Raw genomic sequence first — 18,423 nt, forward strand, 5'->3', positions numbered from 1 at the left:
AGGCCTCCTAATCGTGCGCCTGTACGGGGGTGTAGACGGCGTTCTTCTCGGCGCTCTCCTCCACCGCCGCGAGGACCCGCTGCACCTGGAGCCCGTCCGCGAACGACGGTGCGGGCTGACGGCCCGTGGCGATGGCCTCGACCAGGTCGCGCGCCTGGTGGGTGAAGGTGTGCTCGTAGCCGAGGGCGTGACCCGGCGGCCACCACGCCTCGAGGTACGGATGCTCCGACTCGGTCACCAGGATCCGGCGGAACCCGGCGGTGGCGGCGGGCTCGGTGTTGTCGTGGAAGGAGAGCTCGTTGAGCCGCTCCAGATCGAACGCAATCGCTCCCAGCTCGCCGTTGATCTCCAGCCGGAGAGCGTTCTTGCGGCCGGACGCCATCCGGGTGGCCTCGAAGGAGGCGAGCGCGCCCGACGCCAGCCGCCCGGTGAACAGGGCAGCGTCGTCGACCGTGACCGGACCCCGCTCGGCGCCGCCGGCCGCGGACAGCCCGGTCGACGCGCCGGCGAGCAGCGGACGCTCCCGTACGAAGGTCTCGGAGAGTGCCGACACCCCGACGAGGTGCTCCCCCGCCAGATACTGCGCGAGGTCGACGATGTGCGCCCCCAGATCCCCGAGCGCCCCGGAGCCCGCGTGCTCGCGCTGGAGCCGCCAGGTCAGCGGGAACTCCGGGTCGACCAGCCAGTCCTGAAGATAGGTGAAGCGCAGATGGCGGAGGGTGCCGAGACGCCCCTCACCGATCAGCTTGCGTGCATAGGCGATGGCCGGCACCCGCCGGTAGTTGAAGCCGACCATCGCCACCTGGCCGCGCTCGCGGGCGCGTTCGGCCGCCGCCGTCATCGCCTCGGCCTCGGCGACCGAGTTCGCGAGCGGCTTCTCGCACAGGACGTGCTTGCCCGCCTCCAGGGCCGCGATGGCGATCTCCGCATGGCTGTCACCCGGGGTGCAGACGTCGACGAGCTGTACGTCGTCCCGGGTGATGAGGTGGCGCCAGTCGGTCTCCGCCGCGGCCCAGCCGTGCCGGTCCGCCGCGGCTCGCACCGCAGACGGGTCGCGGCCGGCTATCGCGGCGAGGACGGGCCGCATCGGCAGGTCGAAGACCCGTCCCACGGTGCGCCACCCCTGGGAGTGGGCGGCGCCCATGAACGCGTATCCGACCATGCCGACACCGAGTGTCGGCGGCGCGGCTCCACTGTCCCTCTGTTCCATACGGATTCCTCCTCGTCGGTCTGCTCGGTGGGGGCGGGCGCGCCGGTCAGCTGAAGCCGGTGGGCAGGTACTGGTCGACGTTCTCCTTGGTGACGACGGCCGAGTACAGGGTGAGCGAGGCGGGGATCTCGAGTTCGGCGAGGCCGCTGACGCCCTTGGCCTGTCCGAGGGCGCGGGCGATGTCGATGGCGGAGGCGGCCATCGTCGGCGGGTAGAGCACGGTGGCCTTCAGCACGCTGTTGTCGGCCTTGATGGCGTCCATCGCCGACTTGGCGCCGGCGCCGCCGACCATCAGGAAGTTGTCGCGGCCGGCCTGCGCGATGGCGCGCAGCGCGCCCACACCCTGGTCGTCGTCGTGGTTCCACAGAGCGTCGAACTGGCTCTGTGCCTGGAGGAGTTGGGCCATCTTGGCCTGGCCGGACTCGACGGTGAAGTCGGCGGCCTGGCGGGCCACCTTCTTGATGTTGGGGTAGTTCTTGAGCGCGTCGTCGAAGCCCTGGGTGCGCTGCTTGGTGAGCTCGAGGTTGTCGATGCCCGCCAGCTCGATGACCTTGGCGTTCGGCTTGTTCTTGAGCTGCTCGCCGATGTACCGGCCGGCGTTGAGGCCCATGCCGTAGTTGTCGCCGCCGATCCAGCAGCGGTAGGCCTGCGGGGAGGCGAAGATGCGGTCCAGGTTGATGACGGGGATGCCCGCCTTCATGGCCTGGAGGCCGACCTGGGTCAGGGCCTTTCCGTCGGCCGGGAGGACGACGAGCACGTCGACCTTCTTGTTGATCAGCGTCTGGATCTGACCGATCTGGGTGGCCGTGTCGTTGGAGCCCTCGGTGATGTCGAGCGTCACGTCGGAGTACTTCTTCGCCCGTGACCTGGCGTTCTGGTTGATCGCGTTCAGCCAGCCGTGGTCGGCCTGCGGTCCGGCGAAGCCGATGGTGACGGCCTTGCCGGGCTTGTCGTCGGCCACCGGCGCGTTGTTGGTGGCCTCGCCCTTCGATTCGGGCTCGTTGCTGGTGCAGGCGGTCAGCAACGCACCGGCGCCGATGGCGGCGGTGCCGAAGAGGAGTCCTCTGCGGCTGGGGACGGGGATTTCTGGCATGGCGGATCAACCCTTCGCTGGGCGGTGCGACAGATGGGGGATGGGGGACGGGGGTGGCGTGGACGGCCTGGTGGTCAGGCGTCCCCGCCGCGCAGGGTGCGGTGCTGCACCAGGACGGCCGCGACGATGATCGCGCCCTTGGCGATCTGCTGGACGGCGGTCTCCAGGTTGTTGAGGGCGAAGATGTTGGTGATCGTGGTGAAGACGAGGACACCGAGGACGGAGCCGACGATGGTGCCGCGGCCTCCGCTCAGCAGGGTGCCGCCGATGATCGCGGCAGCGATGGCGTCGAGTTCGTAGAGGTTGCCGTTGGTGTTCTGACCGGAGCCGGCGAGGACGATCAGCATGAAGGCGGCGATGCCGCAGCACAGTCCGGAGAGCAGGTAGAGGTACAGCCGCTGCCTACGGACGTCGATACCGGCGAGCCGGGCGGCTTCCGCGTTGCCGCCGACGGCGACACTGCGGCGTCCGAACGTCGTACGGTTCAGCACCAGCCAGCCGACGACGGTGACCGCGGCGAACACGATCACCAGCGGCGGGATGCCGAGGACGTACGCGTCCTTGACCCCAAGGTCGAGCACCGAGTTCACCGTGACGATCTGGGTGTTGCCGTCGGTGATCTGCAGAGCGAGTCCGCGGGCCGAGGCGAGCATGGCCAGGGTGGCGATGAAGGGAACCATCCGCCCGTAGGCGATCAGTACCCCGTTCACCAGTCCGCAGGCGACGCCCACGATCACGGCGGTGAACAGGATGCCGGCGAAGCCGTACTCCTGGGTGGCCAGGGTGGTCGCCCACACCGATGCCAGCGCCACGATCGCGCCGACCGACAGGTCGATGCCGCCGCTGATGATCACGAACGTCATGCCGACGGTGACGACTCCGATGACGGACGCCTGGGTGAGGACGAGTTGGAGGTTGCTGACGGCGAGGAACTGATCGGGCTTGGTGATGCCGCCGACCAGGACCAGCACGGCCAGCACACCGAGCAGAGAGAGGTTGCGGACATCGGCGCGCAGTCCGAGCGGTCGCCGGCCCCCGGTGTCCGGTGCTGTCTTGGCAGTGGGTGGCGGCGCGTCCTGCTTCGCAGGGGTGGCTGGCTGCGTCATGCCGTCGGGCTCCCTTCCATCACAAGGTCGAGTACGCGGTGCTCGTCCAGCTCCCGGGCGTCGGCGGTGTGCACGACGCTGCCCTCGCGCAGGACGAGGACCCGGTCGGCGAGGCCCAGGACCTCGGGCACTTCGCTGGAGACGAGCAGGACGGCGAGGCCTTCGTCGGCCAGCCGCCGGATCACGGCGTAGAGCTCGGCGCGTGCGCCGACGTCCACGCCTCGGGTCGGCTCGTCCAGCAGCAGGACCTTGCAGCCGCGCAGCAGCCAGCGCGCGAGCACGGCCTTCTGCTGGTTGCCGCCGGAGAGCGTTCGGATACGGGCGTCGGGGTTGTCGGGGCGCAGGGAGAGTTCCCTGGTCGCCTGCTGCGCCGCGGACCGCTCGGCACGCCCGTCGAGCCAGCCGCCGCGGGAGAAGCGGGAGAGCGTGGAGACCGACACATTGCGGGTGACCGATTCGAGCATCAGCAGCGCCTGCGCCTTGCGCTCCTCGGGCGCGAGCCCGATGCCGGCGCGCACCGCGGAGCGGACGCTGCCGGTCCGCAGCGGGGTCCCGTCGACGACGACGCGTCCGGCGGTGGGCCTGCGGGCGCCGTAGATCGTCTCCAGGATCTCGGAGCGCCCCGAGCCGACCAGACCGGCGAGCCCGACGATCTCGCCCGGCCGCAGTTCGAGGTCGACGGGCGCGAACTCGCCTTTCCTGGTGAGCCCTTCGACCCGCAGCACGGGCGGCCGGCTGTCGGCCACGACCGGTTCGGGGCGCTCGGGGAAGACGTACTCGACGTTCCGTCCGGTCATCAGCGCGACGACCTCGCGGGTCGGCGTGGTCTTCGCCGGCAGTCCGACCGCGACCGCGCGACCGTCCTTGAGGACGGTGACCCGGTCGCCGATGGTGCGGATCTCCTCGAGGCGGTGGGAGATGTAGACGACCGCGACGCCCTCGGCGGTGAGGTCGCCGACGATACGGAAGAGGTTGGCGACCTCGTCGGGGTCGAGCGCCGCGGACGGCTCGTCCATCACGATCAGCCGTACGTCGTGGGAGAGCGCGCGGGCCATCGAGACGATCTGCTGCTGGGCGGCGGACAGGTCGCCGACGAGGCGGGCGGGGTCGATCTCCGGGTGGCCGAGCCGCTTGAGGAGCCGGCTCGCCGACGCACGGGCCTCGCCGCCGCGTACGACGAAGCCGGCCGCGGTGGGCTCATGGCCCAGGAAGACGTTCTCGGCGACCGACAGGCCCTCCACCAGGTCGAGTTCCTGATAGATGGTGGCGATGCCGAGCCGCATGGCCGCGATGGGCGACTTCAGCGAGACGGTCTCGCCCTGCCAGGTGATGGCGCCGCCGTCGGGCTGGTGGACTCCGGCGAGGACCTTGATCAGGGTGGACTTGCCCGCGCCGTTCTGGCCGAGCAGGCACTGCACTTCGCCTGCCTGGACCTCCAGGTCGACGCCGTCGAGTGCGCGGACGCCCGGGAACGACTTGGTGATTCCGGACATGGTGAGCAGGGGTGGTTCTGGTGCCATGACAAATCCCCTCGGCGGGTGCGGCCGGTGAGTCGGGCAGTCCGTGGTGCGTGGGTGCGGCAGGGCGGGTGGAGCGAGAGAGCTGGTGGTGCCGTGGTGCCGGCGGTGCGGTGTTGCTGAACGTGCCGGTGGTGCTGACGGTGGCAGTGCTTCCGGTGGTGCTCGCGGTGCCTGGCAGTGCTCGTGGTGCTGGTTCCGTGCGGCGGTTGCCCGGGCGTCCCGGCCCGGGATCAGGCCGGTGAGAAGAGGTGGTCGCTGATGAGCCGGGCCGCGCCGATGACTCCGGCGGTCGGGCCCAACTCGCCCAGCACAATGGGCAGGTTCCCGGTGGCCAGGGGCAGCGACTGGCGGTAGACCTGGGTCCGGACGCTGGCCAGCAGCGTGTGGCCGAGTCCGGTCACTCCGCCGCCGATCACCACGAGACCCGGGTTGAAGAAGCTGACGAGGCCGGCGATGACCTGGCCGACGCGATTGCCTCCCTCACGGATCAGCTCGATCGAGGTGGTGTCACCGGCGGCCGCCGCGGCCGCGACGTCGACGGCGGTGAGCCGTCCGGCCGTCTCCAGCCGTGCGGCGAGTTCTTCGGAGCGGCCGCTGCGGGCTGCCTCCTCGGCGTCGCTCGCCAGTGCGGCACCGCTGAAGTGGGCCTCCAGACAGCCCTTGTTGCCGCAGGCGCAGGGGCGGCCGTCGGGCTCGACCTGGATGTGGCCGATGTCGCCCGCGCTGCCCGTCGTGCCGCGGTAGACCTCTCCGCCGACGACGATGCCGCAGCCGATACCGGTGCCGATCTTGACGCAGAGGAAGTCCACGACGGAGCGCGCGACGCCCGCGTGCTGCTCCCCCATCGCCATGAGGTTCACGTCGTTGTCGACCATCACGGGGCAGCCGAGGTCCTGGCTCAGCGCCTCGCGGACCGGGAAGCCGTCCCAGCCGGGCATGATCGGCGGCGCGACCGGCACGCCCTCGGGGAAGCGGACCGGACCCGGCACACCGATGCCCGCACCGTCGAAGCCCTCGGCGAGCCCGGTGGCCCTCAGCTTGGCGGCCATCGACAGCACCTGCTCGAAGACGGCGACCGGGCCCTCGCGCACGTCCATCGGGTGGTTGAGGTGTCCGAGAACTTCCAGTTCGGCGTTGGTGACGGCCACGTCGATGGACGTGGCGCCGATGTCCACACCGAGGAAGCGCAGTTCGGGCGCGAGCCGGATGTTGTGGGAGCGCCGGCCGCCGCGCGAGGCGGCGAGTCCGTCGGCGACCACGAGTCCGGTCTCCAGCAGCCGGTCGACCTCGACGGCGAGCTTGGACCGGGAGAGATCGACCTGATCGCCGAGCTGTGCACGGGAGTTGGGGCCCCCGTCACGCAGCAGCTTGAGGAGTCGCGCCTGATGCGCGTTCGCGGGTCGAGCGGTCATGCGTCTCACGAACCCCTCCCTCCCCTGGCCATCGGCACGGGGCACCTGATGCGGCTCCGTCTTGTCGTGCTTTCGAGGGGAACGTAGCAGCGCTTTCCCCAAGTGGGAAGAACTTGCGCAGAGTTCCGGTCCAACTTTCTCCACACTCGGGACAAAGACCAGTTCGTGAATCCCCTTGCGCAATGGTCAAGAGTCGTTGACCATTACTCGCATGCCTACCGATGATCTCCCCGAGACGTTTCACGTCACCACCGACGAGCAGTTGCGTGCCGTCTCCAATCTCACGCGCCACAGGATCATGGCCGTGCTCCGCTTCGAGCCCGCGACGATCACGCAGATCGCCGAGCGAGTGGGCCTCGCGAAGGGAAGTTCCAGCTACCACGTGCGGCTGCTGGAGCGGGCCGGCCTGGTGAAGGTGGTCCGGACACGAAAGGTGCGGGGGGTCACCGAGCGGTACTACGCGATGGCCGCGCGGTCGGTCACGCTGCCGGATCCGGGCGAAGGAGGGCCGGATGTGCTGATGCGCCATGCGGTGGCGGACCTGGAAGCGTCGTCGGCGGACGGCGAGCGGCACGTGCGGATGGCGCATCTGCGGCTCACCGAGGAGCAGTTCGCGGAGCTGGGAGCGCGGCTCGAGGAACTGGCGGACGAGTACCGGGAGCTGTCGGATCCGTCACTGCCGGACGCGTCGCTCGTCTTCGCACTGTTCCACCCGGCACAGCGCCGGCAGACCGGAGGGGACACCAAGTGACGACGGACGTTCGGAAGTTGCCGACCGGCTTCGGGCGGCTGTGGACGGCACAGACCGTGTCCTCGCTCGGTGACGGGGTGTCGCATGCCGCGCTGCCGCTGCTCGCGTTGACGTTGACGCGGGATCCGATGGCGCTCGCCGCCGTCACGGCCGCCGGGACGCTGCCGTGGCTGCTCTTCGGGGTGCTCGGCGGTGCGCTGGTGGATCGCTGGGACCGTCGGCGCACGATGTGGGTCGCGGACGCGGCGCGTGCGGCGCTGCTCGCGATACCGGCGGCAGCGGCCGTGCTCGACGTGCTGAGCATTCCGCTGCTCGCGGGCGTCGCCTTCCTGCTCGGCCTCGGCGGGCTGTTCTTCGATACGGCCGCCACGGCCTACCTGCCGGATCTGCTCCGCCGCGACCCCGCGCTCCTGGAGCGCGCCAACTCCCGCCTGCGCGGCGCCCAGACCGCCATGTCCGGTTTCGCGGGGCCGCCGGCGGGCAGTGCGCTGCTCGCGCTCGGGCGGGCGGTTCCCCTGCTCGCCGACGCGGTGTCGTTCCTGTTCTCCGCGCTGCTCGTCCGTACGCTGCCCGCCACGCCCCGGCCCGCACCGCAGGCGCGTGAGTCGCTGCTGCGGCAGGCGCGGGCCGGCGCCTCGTACGTGTTCCGGGATCAGCTGCTGCTCGGGCTCGCGCTGCGTCCGGCGGTCGGGAACATCGCCTTCCTCGCCGTGGAGACCGTGCTCGCCCTCTTCGCGCACGATCGTCTCGGCATCGACGCCTTCGGCTTCGGCCTGCTGCTCACGGCGGAGGCCACCGGCGGTCTGCTCGGCGCAGGCATCGCCTCCTTCCTCGGCCGACGACTCGGCACCGGCGCCGCGTTGACGTGCACGGCAGCAGTCGAGGGACTCGCCATTCTGGGCCTTGCCGCCGCCCCGAACCCGTATCTCGCCGGCCTCGCGCTCGCCGTCTGCGGAGCGGGCATGGGCGCCACGATGGTGCTCGCGCCCTCCCTCCGGCAGGCGATCGTCCCCGCCCACCTGATGGGCCGGGTCGCCTCCACCTCCCGCATGCTCGCCATGTGCGCCGCCCCCTTCGGTGCCTTCCTCGGCGGCTGGCTGGCCACCGCCTACGACGTGCGAACCCCGCTGTACGCCGCCGCCGGCCTCCTCCTCACCATGACCACCATCACCGCGACCATGACCAGCAACCGCCGGGTCGAGGCGGCACTGCGCGCCGCCGCCCCGGCCGATGATCCGGATCACCCGGAATTCCGGGCACCCGTTCAGGAGCGTGCGTGAGACTCCGTGAGGTCGGTGGGCCGGTGCTGAGCCGGGCCGGGCGTTCCCCGCCCCGCCCCTCGGAGCGTCGGACGCCCGGGCCCCACGGGACCCCGGCCCGACCCGAACGCACCCCGCCCCACCCGGAGCCGGACCCGTGGCCGCGGACCGCCGCTCGCGGACCGTGCGCCGCCGCCTACGCCTGTTCGCGCTGGTGGTACGTCTGGCGGGTGTGCTCGGTGTGCGCTTTCATGACCTCGGTCGCACGCCGCTCGTCGCGGTCCGCGATCGCCGCGATCAGTTCGCGGTGCTCGATCCACGACTGCCGGCCACGCTGCCGCGCCACGGGCGTGTAGTACCAGCGGACGCGACGGTCCACCTGGGCGGCCAGTTCCCGCAGGACGACGTTTCCGGCGAGCTCCATCACCTTGGCGTGGAACGCGGCGTTGGTGGCCACAGCCAGATCCACGTCGTCGTCCGCGACGGCCCGTTCGCCTTGCGCGCACAGCCCTTCCAGCTCGGCGATGCCCGCGGAGCCGGAGTTCGCCGCCGCGAGCCGGGCGGCCTCGGCCTCCAGCAGGGTGCGCACGGAGAGCAGTTGGTCCGCCTCGTCCTCGGTGGGTTCGTGGACGAACGCACCCTGCGCCGGCCGCAGATCGACCCATCCCTCGGTGTTCAGCCGCTGCAACGCCTCGCGCACGGGCTGCCGGGAGACCCCGAGATGACCGGCGAGTTCGCTCTCGACCAGATGCTGGCCGGGGCGCAGCGCGCGCGTCGTGATCAGCTCGAGCAACGCCTCGTACACGCGCTCACGCAGCGGACCAGGTCGTTCCAGCTTGGGCACGGCGCCCTGCGGCAGTCCTGCGGACAACATCACGGTCCCCCTTGCGGCCGACGGCGGCGAGACACAATTGGTTATCGTCTACAGTCTACCGAGCGCAATCCCCTCATGCGGAAACCGCACCGAGATACACGTCACCCTGGCTGAAATCCCTTGCATCCAGGGGCACTTCGGGCGGGAATCACGCCGTGCCGGGCTCCTGGCGACCGTCGAGCAGGTCCCTCAGGCGGTCGATGAAGACCTGCTGGCCGGCGACCAGCTTCTCGCGCGCCTCGTCCAGCCGGAGCCATGCGACCCGGTCGATCTCCGGGAACTCCTGCATCCGGCCCGAGCGAGGGGGCCACTCCATGGTGAATGTGCCCGGCACCACCAGGCCGATGTCGAGGTCGCCCTCCATCGCCCAGGCGATCACGATCTTCCCGCTGGACTGGCGGGCGTCGCCGAGCGGCAGCCACTCGCCGTCGGGCGGCGCGAGCCCCAGTTCCTCCTCGAACTCCCGACGGGCCGCGGCCATCGGCTGCTCCTCGGCGAGGTACTCCCCCTTCGGCACCGACCAGGCCTTCTCGTCCCGGCCCTCCCAGTACGGGCCTCCCATGTGCCCGATGAGCACCTCGGCCTCCGTGCCCGTGCCGCGGAACAGCAGAAGTCCCGCGCTTCGCTTCGCCACCATGCCGTTCAGTCTGCCCGGGAAGCCGGCCGCCCGGCGCGCCGACGCTCGGCGGAAGGGAAAAGGCGACAGGGAACAGGGGCGGCGGATCTCAGGGGCAGCGCACGATCTGCCCCGCGTAGGAGAGGTTGCCTCCGAAGCCGAACAGCAGCACCGGATCGCCGGACTCGATCTCCCCGCGCTCGATCAGCTTCGACAGCGCCAGCGGGATGGAGGCGGCCGAGGTGTTGCCGGACTCGACCACATCGCGCGCGATGACGGCGTTCACGGCGCCGATCTTCTGGGCGACGGGTTCGATGATCCGCAGATTGGCCTGGTGGAGGACGACCGCCGCCAGCTCCTCCGGAGTGACGCCGCCCCGCTCGCACACCTTGCGGGCGATGGGCGGCAGCTGCGTGGTGGCCCACCGGTAGACGGACTGGCCCTCCTGCGCGAAGCGAGGCGGGGTGCCCTCGATCCGTACGGCATGACCCATCTCGGGGACCGAGCCCCACAGCACGGGACCGATGCCCGGGCGCTCACCCTCCTGGGTCGCCTCGACGACCGCGGCCCCCGCGCCGTCGCCGACGAGGACGCAGCTGGTGCGGTCGCTCCAGTCGGCCACCGCGGCCATCTTGTCGGCGCCGATGACCAGGGCTCGCTCGGCCGATCCGGCGCGCAGGGCGTGGTCGGCGGTGGCGAGGGCGTGGGTGAAGCCCGCACAGACGACGTTGAGGTCCATCACGGCGGGTGAGCCCATGCCGAGCCGGGCCGCGACGCGCGCCGCCATGTTCGGCGACCGGTCGATCGCGGTGGAGGTGGCGACCAGGACGAGATCGATGTCCCCCGGGGTGAGGCCCGCCGCGGCCAGGGCCTTGGCCGCGGCGTGCGCGGCGAGCTCGTCGACGGGCTCGTCCTCCGCCGCGACGTGACGGGTCCGGATGCCGACGCGCGAGCGGATCCACTCGTCACTGGTGTCGACCATGGCCGCCAGGTCCTCGTTGGTGAGCACCTTGGCGGGCTGGTAGTGCCCCAGCGCGGTGATGCGCGTGCCGGTCATATAGAGATCCCGTCCTAGAGGCAGATGGAACGACCCAGTCTTGGCTGCTACCACCCGGTACGACGGCACGTGACCCCACAGGATTCGGGGGGCGGTTTTTGGAGCTTTCCCGAAGGGGTGTGACGAGTATTGACCGGCCGAAAGGCATACTGTAGACAATATTCTGTCGACTCAACCCTCGTCACCTCCGCCCTCGCTCGGTCGCTCAACCGAACGGAGAGCCCCCGTGAAAGTCGCAGTTGTCGGCGCCGGAGCCATCGGCGCATACGTCGGGGCCGCGCTGCACCGCGCCGGCGCCGAAGTCCACCTCATCGCCCGCGGCGCGCACCTCGCGGCCATGCGCCGCGACGGAGTCCGTGTCCTCAGCCCGCGCGGCGACTTCACCGCGCGGCCCAACGCCACCGACGACCCCGCCTCCGTCGGGCCCGTCGACCATGTCTTCCTCGGCCTCAAGGCGAACTCCTACGCGGCGTCGGGCCCGCTGGTCCATCCCCTGCTGCACGAGCACACCTCGGTGGTCGCCGCCCAGAACGGCATCCCGTGGTGGTACTTCCACGGGCTGCCCGGTCCGTACACCGGACGCCGTGTCGAGAGCGTCGACCCGGGCGGTTCGGTGAGTGCGACGCTGCCGCCGGAGCGCGCCATCGGGTGTGTCGTCTACGCGGCGACCGAACTCGAAGCACCCGGCGTCGTACGTCACTTGGAGGGCACGCGGTTCTCCATCGGCGAACCCGATCTGAGCGTGTCGCGGCGCTGCCTCGAATTCAGCGAGGCCATGGTCGCGGGCGGACTGAAGTGTCCGGTCGAACCCGACCTGCGCAACGACATCTGGATCAAGCTGCTCGGCAACATCTCCTTCAACCCGATCAGCGCCCTCTCCCGGGCCACCATGGCGCAGATCTGCCGCCACCGGGACACGAAAGCCCTGGTCGAGACGATGATGCGGGAAACCCTCGACGTCGCGGCCGCTGTCGGCTGCCACCCCAAGATCTCCGTGGAGAAGCGCATCGCCGGCGCCGAGCGCGTCGGCGACCACAAGACCTCCACCCTCCAGGACCTGGAGAAGGGCAAGCCGCTCGAACTGGACGTGCTGCTCGCGGCAGTCGTCGAGCTCGCCGCACTGACCAGGACCCCGGTGCCGAAACTGTGCGCCGTGCACGCGCTCGCCGATCTCCTCGCCACCACCGCCTCAGCAGGAAGTGCAGCATGAAGAAGAAGCCGCAGAAGACGTATCCGAGGCTCACCCATCCGCTGGTGCGCGACGACGACGGACAGTTGCGCAGGGCCAGTTGGGACGAGGCACTGGACCGGGCCGCGGCCGGCTTCCGCCAAGCCCGGGAACAGCACGGCCCCGACGCCTTCGCGATGCTCTCCTGCGCCCGTGCCACCAATGAAATGAACTACGTGGCGCAGAAGTTCACCCGCGTGGTGATGGGCACGAACAACGTCGACTCCTGCAACCGCACCTGTCACGCGCCGAGCGTGGCCGGCCTCTCGGCCGTCTTCGGCTCCGGCGGGGGGACCTCGTCGTACGAGGAGATCGACCACACCGATCTCATCGTGATGTGGGGCTCCAACGCGCGCTTCGCCCACCCGATCTTCTTCCAGCACGTGCTCAAGGGGATACGCAACGGCGCGCGCATGTACGCCGTCGATCCGCGGCGCACCTCGACGGCCGAGTGGGCGGAGAGCTGGCTCGGTCTCAACGTCGGCACCGACATCCCGCTCGCGCACGCCGTCGGCCGGGAGATCATCCACGCCGGCCTGGTCAACCGGGCTTTCGTGGAACGGGCGACGACCGGTTTCGAGGAGTACGCCGCACTCGTCGAGCCCTGGACCCTGACGGCCGCGGAGAAGGTGACGGGCGTGCCGGCCGCCGCGATCCGTGAGCTGGCGCACGCCTACGCCACGGCCGAACGGGCCCAGTTGTGCTGGACCCTCGGCATCACCGAGCACCACAACGGCACCGACAACGTGCGGGCGCTGATCAACCTGTCGCTCCTGACCGGCCAGGTGGGGCGCTACGGAGCCGGGGTCCAGCCGCTGCGCGGCCAGAACAACGTCCAGGGCGGCGGCGACATGGGCGCCATCCCCAACCGGCTGCCCGGCTTCCAGGACATCCTCGATCCGGTGGCCCGCACCAAGTTCGAGCGGACCTGGGACGCGGTCATCCAGCCCCGGTACGGCATGACGCTCACCGAGATGTTCGAGGCGATGGAGAGCCGGGAACTGCGCGCCGTGTACTGCATCGGCGAGAACCCCGCGCAGTCCGAGGCCGACAGCGAACAGGCGGTACGGCGGCTGAAGTCGCTCGACCACCTGGTGGTGCAGGACATCTTCCTGACGAAGACCGCGGAGATGGCGGATGTGGTCCTGCCGGCGACAGCGTCCTGGGCCGAGACGGAGGGCACGACGACGAACAGCGAGCGCCGGGTGCAGCGGGTACGGGCCGCGCTCGTACCGCCGGGCGAGGCCCGCGAGGACATCGACATCCTCTGCGCGATGGCCGAACGCCTCGGCCACGACGGCTGGAAGTTCGCCGACTCGGAGGCGGTGTGGAACGAGCTGCGCTCCCTGTCCCCCGACCACTTCGGCATGACGTACGACCGCCTCGACGAGCACGCCGGCCTCCAGTGGCCCTGCCCCGACGTGGACGCACTGCCCTCCAGCTTCCTGCACGCGCGGCTGTGGGAGACCGACCCGGTCAAGCGCGGCACCCCGGCGGCTTTCGGGCTCGTCCATCACGATCCGCCGGTGGACCTGACCGACGAGGAGTACCCGCTGCGGCTGACGACCGGCCGGCGGCTCGACTCGTACAACACCGGTGTGCAGAGCGGCGGTTTCGCCTCTCCGCTGCGCCGTGGTGAGTACATCGAGCTGTGTCCCGAGGACGCGGCTGCCTACGGGGTCGAGGCGGACGAGGAGGTGCGGATCTCCTCGCGGCGCGGCTCGGTCACGGCGCCCGTGTGGATCGACCCCGGGCTGCGGCCGGGGCTCGCGTTCATGACCATGCACTTTCCGGACGAGGTCGACACCAACCAGCTCACCATCGAGGCGAACTGCCCGATCGCGGGCACGGCCGAGTTCAAGGCGTCCGCGATCCGTATCGAGAAGCTGGTACCGGCATGGACCTGAAGTTCGCCGACGCGGCGAAGGTGACCGACGACGAACGGGACGCGGTGGACGCCCTGCTGGGCCCGGCCGGAACAGGCTGGGAGGGCGGCACGGAGCGCACCGACGAGGACCTGCGATGGGCGCGCGGCGGTGCGGCCGCGCGCGAGCGGCGGGACCTGCTGCTGCCGGCCCTGCACGCGGTGAACGACCGGGTGGGCTGGCTGAGCGAGGGGGCGCTCGACTACATCTGCCGGCGTCTGACGGTGCCGCCGGCCGAGGCGTACGGCGTCGCGACGTTCTACTCACTGTTCTCGGTGAGGCCGCGGGCGTCGAAGGTGCTGCACGTGTGCACCGACCTGGCGTGCGCGGCGAAGGGCTCGGCCCCGCTGACGGCCGCGCTCCGGGACCGGCTCGGGCCCGATGTGGCCTACCAGCCGAGCCCGTGCCTGGGACTGTGCGAACGTGCCCCGGCGGCACTGGTCGTGCAGGCGGGGCAGGGTGATCCGGCCCGGCCCGCGAGCGAGGAACCCGCCGACGGCCGAACCGGATACGCGACGGCCGTCGTCGCCCCCGCGACGGCGGAGGCCGTCATGACCGCGGTCGCCTCCGTGGCCGGCGCCCCCGCCGAGGCGGACGCCCGCACGGCCGTGCCCCAGGCCGGCGACCCCGGGTTGACGCTGCTGAGGCGGGTCGGCGTCGTCGATCCGCTGAGCATCGACGACTACCGCTCGCACGGCGGTTACGCCGCCCTCCGCCGCGCCTTCGCCCTCGGCCCGGCCGGTGTCATCCGGGAGGTCACCGACTCCGGGCTCGTCGGGCGCGGCGGTGCCGCGTTCCCCACCGGGCGCAAGTGGCAGGCGACCGCCTCGCAGCCCGACCACCCCCACTACCTGGTGTGCAACGCGGACGAGAGCGAACCGGGGACCTTCAAGGACCGGGTCCTGATGGAGGGCGATCCGTACGCCCTGATCGAGGCGATGACCGTCGCCGGGTACGCCATCGGCGCCCGCCGGGGTTATCTCTATCTCCGCGGCGAGTACCCCCGCGCGCTGGCACACCTCACGAACGCCATCGACCAGGCCCGGTCCCGCGGTCTGCTCGGCGACGACATCCTCGGCCAGGGGTACGCCTTCGACATCGAGATACGGCGCGGCGCGGGCGCGTACATCTGCGGCGAGGAGACCGCGATCTTCAACTCGATCGAGGGCTACCGCGGCGAGCCGCGCAGCAAGCCGCCGTTCCCCGTCGAGAAGGGCCTCTTCGGCAAGCCGACGGCGGTCAACAACGTGGAGACGCTCGTCAACGTCCTGCCGATCCTCACCGGGCGCGCCGAGGAGACCAAGCTCTTCTGCCTCTCGGGGAACGTGACACGGCCGGGCGTGTACGAACTGCCCTTCGGGGCCACGCTCGGCGAGCTCATCGAACGCGCGGGACCGCCGCGCACCATCCGCGCCGTCCTGCTCGGCGGCGCGGCCGGCAGCTTCGTCCGGCCCGACGAGCTGGACATCCCGCTCACCTTCGAAGGGACACGGGCCGCGGGCACGACGCTCGGTTCGGGGGTGATCCTCGTGCTCGACGACACCGTCGAGCTGCCGCGCGTCCTGCTGCGGATCGCGGAGTTCTTCCGGGACGAGTCCTGCGGTCAGTGCGTGCCCTGCCGGGTCGGCACGGTCCGCCAGGAGGAGGCCCTGCACCGCATCAAGGACCGTACGGGCGCAGCGGCGGCGGACGACATCGCCCTGCTGCGTGAGGTCGGCCGGGCCATGCGCGACGCCTCGATCTGCGGTCTGGGACAGACCGCCTGGAACGCCGTCGAATCCGCCATCGACCGGCTGGGAGCCTACGAATGACCGCGATACCGCTCGGGCCGCCGAGGCGGCTGGTCGAGTTCACCCTCGACGACGCCCCCGTCACGGTCCCCGAGGGAGACACGATCCTGGACGCCTGCCGGACCGCCGGCAAGGACATCCCCACGCTGTGCCAGGGCGACACGCTCACACCGAAGAACGCCTGCCGGGTGTGTGTGGTGGAGGTGGAGGGTGCCCGGACGCTCGCGCCGGCCTGTTCGCGCCGCGCCGAGCCCGGCATGACGGTGCGTACGGACACCGAACGCGCCCGGCACAGCCGCAAGGTCGTGCTGGAGCTGCTGGCCTCCTCCACCGATCTGTCGACCACCCCCCGGGCGGCCGAGTGGATCAAGGAGTACGAGGCGAAGCCCGCCCGGTTCGGCCCGGACGCGGCGACGGTCAACGAGGAACCGAAGGTCGACAACGACCTGTACGTCCGCGACTACGACAAGTGCATCCTCTGCTACAAGTGCGTGGACGCGTGCGGCGAGCAGTGGCAGAACACCTTCGCCATCGCGGTGGCGGGCCGCGGTTTCGACGCCCGCATCTCCACCGAGCACGACGCCCCGCTCACCGACTCGGCCTGTGTCTACTGCGGCAACTGCATCGAGGTGTGCCCGACGGGTGCGCTCTCCTTCAAGTCGGAGTTCGACATGCGCGCGGCGGGTACCTGGGACGAGTCGGCGCAGACGGAGACGACCACGGTCTGCGCGTACTGCGGTGTCGGCTGCAACCTCACGCTCCATGTGCAGGAGAATGAGATCGTCAAGGTCACCTCGCCGCACGACAACCCGGTGACCCACGGCAACCTCTGCATCAAGGGTCGCTTCGGCTACCAACACGTACAGAATCGGATTTGATCGCCATGGGACGGGTCACCGAGCGCCGACGCACCATCCGCATCAGGGACGGGGCGGTGACGTCCCGCCCGGACACCCTGGTGGCCGAGGAACCGCTGGAGATCCGTCTGGGCGGCAAACCGCTCGCCATCACCATGCGCACCCCCGGCGACGACTTCGCCCTCGCCGCCGGGTTCCTGGTGAGCGAGGGCGTCCTGGGGGCGGCCGACGAACTCCAGTCGATCGTCTACTGCGCGGGCGCGACGGCCGACGGCTCGAACACGTACAACGTGGTGGACGTGCGGCTCGCCCCCGGGGTCGAGCTGCCCGACATCACCCTCGAACGGAACGTCTACACCACCTCGTCGTGCGGCCTGTGCGGCAAGGCCAGCCTCGACGCCGTGCGCACGACCGCACGCTTCCCGATCGCCGACACTCCCCCGGTCCGCATCGAGCCCGCTCTGCTGGCGGGCCTCCCCGACCGGCTGCGCGCCGCACAGCGGGTCTTCGACCGGACCGGGGGGCTTCACGCTGCGGCACTCTTCTCCGAAGAGGGCGAGCTGCTCGACATCCGGGAGGACGTCGGACGGCACAACGCCGTGGACAAGCTGATCGGCCGCGCGCTGCAGAACGGCGATCTGCCGCTGTCCCGGGCGATCCTGCTGGTCTCGGGCCGCGCCTCGTTCGAGCTGGCCCAGAAGGCGGTGATGGCCGGAATCCCGGTCCTTGCCGCCGTCTCGGCACCCTCCTCACTGGCCGTGGACCTGGCCGCCGAGACGGGACTGACGCTGGTCGGGTTTCTGCGGGGCGCCAATATGAACGTGTACGCGGGCGACGAGCGGATCGCCCTGGGCACCGGGGTCTGACGCTCCCCGCTGCACGGGATACGGGCCCGGCCGGCGGGGAGCGCCCCCTGCGCCGGCCGGGTCCTTCCGTGCGGCGCCCCTGCGAGCCGGTGCTTCAGCGCACCACGTCCACGAACACCGGGTTCGTGTAGCACCACGTGTCGAGCCACGGGTCACCGTTGCCTGGCCGATAAGCGGGGGCCGTGTGCGGGCGGAAGCCCGGACGGCGTCCCCCGGGCGAAGACTGGGTGAACGCCTGCGGCTGAGGGGGATTGAAGCCCGGCGGGAGATCTCGCGGTGCGCCGAGGCTCATGCCCGACCCGGCGAGAGGCAGGCGGGCAGGGCAGCGCGCCCGGCCTTCAACCCGCCGGCGCCCGCCTCATCTGCGCGTCGCCGGTGCCGGGATCACCTGGAGTTCCAGCGTCGGCGAGGGGTCGGCGAAGCCCGGGCCGCCCGCCTGTGCCCAGGCCAGGACGTCATCCGTCGCCTCGTCGTCGAGCGCCCAGCCGATCCAGGTCGCCCTGGCGCCCCGGCGGCGGCCCTCCGTCGAGGGCTGGACCACGATCACGTTCGCCTGGCCGCACGGCCCCAGGCAGTCGCTCGTGCGGACCGCGAACCTGCCGTCCGACGCCCCGGCCGCCGCGCGCAGCCGGGCAAGTTGGCCCTGGTGGTCGGTGCCGGGGTGCTTGGCCGCGTCCCCGCAGCAGCAGCCGCGGCAGACGACCAGGGTGCAGGGGCGGGCGCCGAAGGGGCGAATCGCGTACGTCGTCACCCGGAGATCCTGTCAGGCGCGGGCGGCCTCGCGGAGGTCCGGACGCGGGCTCTGCCGCGAGGCGTTGGTCACGTACCGAAGCCCGTGCCGGTCACCCGCGACACGAAC

General features: G+C 71.0%; 16 protein-coding genes. 7 read left to right on the forward strand and 9 right to left on the reverse strand.

Annotated elements, in window-relative coordinates:
- Nucleotides 1-7: 7 nt before the first annotated feature.
- The 5 genes from ACFWU3_RS09720 to ACFWU3_RS09740 all read right to left on the reverse strand — a co-directional run bounded on the left by ACFWU3_RS09720 (nucleotide 8) and on the right by ACFWU3_RS09740 (nucleotide 6,341).
- The gene (locus ACFWU3_RS09720; protein WP_384433733.1) at nucleotides 8-1,210 is read right to left on the reverse strand and encodes a Gfo/Idh/MocA family protein; all 1,203 of its coding nucleotides are present in this window, start codon (nucleotides 1,208-1,210) and stop codon (nucleotides 8-10) included.
- A 46-nt stretch (nucleotides 1,211-1,256) separates the two neighbouring features.
- Nucleotides 1,257-2,303, reverse strand: coding sequence for a substrate-binding domain-containing protein (locus ACFWU3_RS09725; RefSeq protein ID WP_384433736.1), 1,047 nt, complete (start codon nucleotides 2,301-2,303; stop codon nucleotides 1,257-1,259).
- Between the two features lie 74 nt (nucleotides 2,304-2,377).
- Nucleotides 2,378-3,409: an ABC transporter permease gene (locus ACFWU3_RS09730; protein WP_384433739.1), complete on the reverse strand. Its 1,032-nt coding sequence runs from the start codon at nucleotides 3,407-3,409 to the stop codon at nucleotides 2,378-2,380.
- Nucleotides 3,406-4,929, reverse strand: coding sequence for a sugar ABC transporter ATP-binding protein (locus ACFWU3_RS09735; RefSeq protein WP_384433742.1), 1,524 nt, complete (start codon nucleotides 4,927-4,929; stop codon nucleotides 3,406-3,408). The genes ACFWU3_RS09730 and ACFWU3_RS09735 overlap by 4 nt, the downstream gene beginning before the upstream one ends.
- A 230-nt stretch (nucleotides 4,930-5,159) precedes the next feature.
- The gene (locus ACFWU3_RS09740; RefSeq protein WP_384434292.1) at nucleotides 5,160-6,341 is read right to left on the reverse strand and encodes an ROK family protein; all 1,182 of its coding nucleotides are present in this window, start codon (nucleotides 6,339-6,341) and stop codon (nucleotides 5,160-5,162) included.
- A gap of 211 nt (nucleotides 6,342-6,552) precedes the next feature.
- Here ACFWU3_RS09740 and ACFWU3_RS09745 point away from each other — a divergent pair, with 211 nt between their 5' ends.
- Nucleotides 6,553-7,092 (forward strand): helix-turn-helix domain-containing protein, encoded by a 540-nt coding sequence (locus tag ACFWU3_RS09745; protein WP_384433745.1) that lies wholly within the window; start codon nucleotides 6,553-6,555, stop codon nucleotides 7,090-7,092.
- Entirely contained in the window at nucleotides 7,089-8,372 is a 1,284-nt protein-coding gene (locus ACFWU3_RS09750; protein WP_384433748.1) for an MFS transporter, read from the forward strand. Before ACFWU3_RS09745 ends, ACFWU3_RS09750 begins: the two co-directional genes overlap by 4 nt.
- Before the next feature lie 175 nt (nucleotides 8,373-8,547).
- Here ACFWU3_RS09750 and ACFWU3_RS09755 read toward each other — a convergent pair whose 3' ends face one another.
- The 3 genes from ACFWU3_RS09755 to ACFWU3_RS09765 all read right to left on the reverse strand — a co-directional run bounded on the left by ACFWU3_RS09755 (nucleotide 8,548) and on the right by ACFWU3_RS09765 (nucleotide 10,898).
- The gene (locus tag ACFWU3_RS09755; protein WP_384433751.1) at nucleotides 8,548-9,225 is read right to left on the reverse strand and encodes a GntR family transcriptional regulator; all 678 of its coding nucleotides are present in this window, start codon (nucleotides 9,223-9,225) and stop codon (nucleotides 8,548-8,550) included.
- A 148-nt stretch (nucleotides 9,226-9,373) separates the two neighbouring features.
- Nucleotides 9,374-9,862 carry an NUDIX domain-containing protein gene (locus tag ACFWU3_RS09760; RefSeq protein ID WP_384433753.1) on the reverse strand — a complete coding sequence of 163 codons (489 nt, stop codon included), beginning with the start codon at nucleotides 9,860-9,862 and terminating at the stop codon, nucleotides 9,374-9,376.
- Nucleotides 9,863-9,950: 88 nt separating this feature from the next.
- Nucleotides 9,951-10,898, reverse strand: coding sequence for a beta-ketoacyl-ACP synthase III (locus tag ACFWU3_RS09765; RefSeq protein ID WP_384433756.1), 948 nt, complete (start codon nucleotides 10,896-10,898; stop codon nucleotides 9,951-9,953).
- A 226-nt stretch (nucleotides 10,899-11,124) separates the two neighbouring features.
- On the opposite strand from ACFWU3_RS09765, the gene ACFWU3_RS09770 reads away from it, so the two are divergent.
- The 5 genes from ACFWU3_RS09770 to fdhD are packed head-to-tail and all read left to right on the forward strand — an operon-like array spanning nucleotide 11,125 to nucleotide 17,564.
- On the forward strand, nucleotides 11,125-12,108 hold the full coding sequence (locus tag ACFWU3_RS09770; protein WP_384433759.1) for a 2-dehydropantoate 2-reductase: 984 nt from the start codon (nucleotides 11,125-11,127) through the stop codon (nucleotides 12,106-12,108).
- A complete protein-coding gene (locus tag ACFWU3_RS09775) occupies nucleotides 12,105-14,033 on the forward strand; it encodes a molybdopterin oxidoreductase family protein (RefSeq protein ID WP_384433761.1) in 1,929 nt (642 codons plus the stop codon). Before ACFWU3_RS09770 ends, ACFWU3_RS09775 begins: the two co-directional genes overlap by 4 nt.
- Nucleotides 14,024-15,862, forward strand: a complete 1,839-nt coding sequence (locus ACFWU3_RS09780; protein ID WP_384433764.1) for an NAD(P)H-dependent oxidoreductase subunit E — start codon at nucleotides 14,024-14,026, stop codon at nucleotides 15,860-15,862. Before ACFWU3_RS09775 ends, ACFWU3_RS09780 begins: the two co-directional genes overlap by 10 nt.
- Nucleotides 15,859-16,719 carry a 2Fe-2S iron-sulfur cluster-binding protein gene (locus ACFWU3_RS09785; protein WP_384433767.1) on the forward strand — a complete coding sequence of 287 codons (861 nt, stop codon included), beginning with the start codon at nucleotides 15,859-15,861 and terminating at the stop codon, nucleotides 16,717-16,719. The genes ACFWU3_RS09780 and ACFWU3_RS09785 overlap by 4 nt, the downstream gene beginning before the upstream one ends.
- A 5-nt stretch (nucleotides 16,720-16,724) precedes the next feature.
- Complete coding sequence (gene fdhD, locus ACFWU3_RS09790; protein ID WP_327686695.1) at nucleotides 16,725-17,564, forward strand: formate dehydrogenase accessory sulfurtransferase FdhD; 840 nt, start codon at nucleotides 16,725-16,727, stop codon at nucleotides 17,562-17,564.
- Between the two features lie 358 nt (nucleotides 17,565-17,922).
- On the opposite strand, the gene ACFWU3_RS09795 is transcribed toward fdhD, so the two are convergent.
- Nucleotides 17,923-18,315, reverse strand: a complete 393-nt coding sequence (locus ACFWU3_RS09795; RefSeq protein ID WP_384433770.1) for a (2Fe-2S) ferredoxin domain-containing protein — start codon at nucleotides 18,313-18,315, stop codon at nucleotides 17,923-17,925.
- Nucleotides 18,316-18,423: the final 108 nt, after the last annotated feature.

The organism is Streptomyces sp. NPDC058685 (assembly GCF_042714725.1).
Taxonomy (GTDB): Bacteria; Actinomycetota; Actinomycetes; order Streptomycetales; family Streptomycetaceae; genus Streptomyces.